The 2,490-nt window shown below is 37.6% G+C and carries 2 protein-coding genes; one reads left to right on the forward strand and one right to left on the reverse strand.

Translation table 11 applies throughout. The features are described 5' to 3' along the window. Nucleotides 1–50: 50 nt before the first annotated feature. A complete protein-coding gene (gene tsaD / locus NE054_RS07830) occupies nt 51–1,055 on the forward strand; it encodes a tRNA (adenosine(37)-N6)-threonylcarbamoyltransferase complex transferase subunit TsaD (RefSeq protein ID WP_297890388.1) in 1,005 nt (334 codons plus the stop codon). Between the two features lie 112 nt (nt 1,056–1,167). On the opposite strand, the gene atpD is transcribed toward tsaD, so the two are convergent. Next, nucleotides 1,168–2,490, reverse strand: a 1,323-nt coding sequence (gene atpD, locus NE054_RS07835) for a F0F1 ATP synthase subunit beta (RefSeq protein WP_297890386.1), incomplete at its 5' end; no start/stop codon positions are given.

A 2,490-nucleotide genomic window follows, 5' to 3' on the forward strand; every position in this document is an offset into this window, starting at 1 on the left:
AGTTAAAACGATTTTCTCCTTTTTCGTTTATAAGAGGTCTTGGAAATTTTATTACTTCTTTACCTTGTGATGATACCTCTGTAGCTGTTTACGACAGTGAAAGAGGTATCCTTTCTAACATAGTATCATCCCAATTAATCCATGTCCAGTTTGGTGGTGTTTATCCAGAAATAGCAGCTAGAGAGCACACAAAAAACTTTTTACCTGTTTTAGATAAAGCTATAAAAGATGCAAACATATCCTTAGATAAAATCGATGCAGTTGCGTGTACCTTTATGCCAGGATTGATCGTTTCATTAGTGGTTGGTGTTTCTGCTGCTAAATCTCTCTCATTTTCGTTAAACAAACCTATAATTCCGGTACATCATATAGAAGCTCACATTTTTGCTAACTTCTTAGTAAAAGAGATAGAATACCCCTTCATTGCGTTGGTAGTGTCAGGAGGACATACTGAGTTAGTGTTGGTTAAAGATTTTGAAAAATATGTATATTTAGGTGGAACCTTAGATGATGCTGTTGGGGAAGTTTTTGATAAAGTTGCAAGAGCCATGGATTTAGGATTTCCCGGTGGTCCTATAATAGATAAATTGGCAAAACAAGGTAAAGAAGTAATAAAATTTCCAAGACCTCTTATAAACGAAAAAGGAGAAAATCGTTTTAACTTTTCATTCAGTGGTTTAAAGACAGCGGTTATAAAGGAAATAAGAAAAGGTATATACTCAAAAGAAGATATAGCTGCATCTTTTCAAAGTGCAATTATAGAGACGCTTTTGAAAAAAACAATAGATGCTTGTAAAGAGTTTAATGTAAGTAAAGTTGTTATAGCAGGAGGTGTTTCAGCCAACTCTAAACTTAGAGAGGAAGTTTCAAAAATAAAAGATGTAGAGTTTTACTATCCACCTTTGTATTTATGTACCGATAATGCAGCTATGGTTGCTTACACAGGATACAAAAGATTTTTAAAATACAAAAAAGGTTTTGGTTTGTCTTTCGAATCCAAAGCCAAATGTAGAATAGATAGATTTCCTGAATTACTTAGAAATTTTCATTCCTAAAATTCCAGCGAATATAACAACAATGAAAAAAATTACCATCACAAGAAGAACGTTTTCCATCTTCCGCCTCTTTTTAATGTAAAAGGGAGGTTTTTACCCTCCCTTTGTATAGTTAGACTTTTACACCTAATTTTTCAGCTTTTTCTTTAGCTTCTTCTATACCACCAACCATGTAGAATGCTTGTTCTGGAAGATGGTCCCATTTTCCTTCCACAACTTCTTTAAACGATTGGATTGTTTCTTCTTTTTTAACGTAGGAACCAGGTTGACCGGTAAACTGCTCTGCAACGTGGAATCTTTGAGCGAGGAACCTTTGAAGTCTTCTTGCTCTTCCAACGATTGCTTTATCTTCATCTGAAAGTTCTTCCATACCAAGTATTGCGATGATTTCTTGTAATTCTTTGTACCTTTGAAGTATTCTTTGAGTTTCCCTCGCAACATAGTAATGTTCTTCTCCGACATACTCAGGAGCTAAAGCTCTTGAAGTTGACTCTAATGGGTCTATAGCCGGATATATTCCAAGCTCTGTTAATCTCCTTTGTAGAACTATTGTTGCATCTAAGTGTGCGAATATGGATGCTGGTGCTGGGTCTGTGATATCGTCAGCAGGTACGTAAACAGCCTGTATAGAAGTGATAGAACCGTTTTTAGTTGATGCGATTCTTTCCTGAACTTCACCAACGTCAGTTCCAAGAGTTGGCTGATAACCAACTGCAGAAGGAAGTCTTCCAAGTAATGTGGAAACTTCGGCACCTGCTTGAACAAATCTAAATATGTTATCGATAAAGATAAGAACGTCCTGTTTTTCAACATCCCTAAAGTACTCTGCTATTGTAAGACCTGTTTGAGCAACTCTGAATCTAACTCCAGGTGGCTCGTTCATCTGACCGTAAACCATCGCTGTGTAAGGTAAAACGCCTGATTCTTTCATTTCCATCCAAAGGTCGTTTCCTTCCCTTGTTCTCTCTCCAACACCAACAACAACAGAGTATCCAGAGTGGAATTTAGCTATGTTGTGGATAAGTTCCTGCATTAAAACAGTTTTACCAACTCCCGCACCACCGAACAATCCAACTTTACCACCTTTTATCAAAGGAACGAGCAAGTCGATAACTTTAATACCAGTTTCAAACTGTTCTACCTTTGTTGACTGCTCTTCAAAAGATGGAGCTTCTCTGAATATTGGCCAGTATTCTTCTGCATTTACCGGTCCAGCTTCGTCGATTGGTTGTCCTACAACGTTGAATATTCTACCAAGAGCTGCTTTTCCTACCGGTACCTTTATAGGAGAACCTAAGTCCTCTGCTTCTACCCCTCTAACAAGTCCGTCCGTTGGACCGTAAGCAACGGTTCTTACCCTTGAATCTCCAAGATGTTGAGCAACTTCAAGATAAAGGTCCTCTACGTACTCTTTTCCTGTGTCATCAATTGCCGT

Origin of the sequence: Sulfurihydrogenibium sp. (assembly GCF_027448985.1) — a bacterium.
In the GTDB taxonomy this organism is placed as follows: Bacteria; Aquificota; Aquificia; order Aquificales; family Hydrogenothermaceae; genus Sulfurihydrogenibium.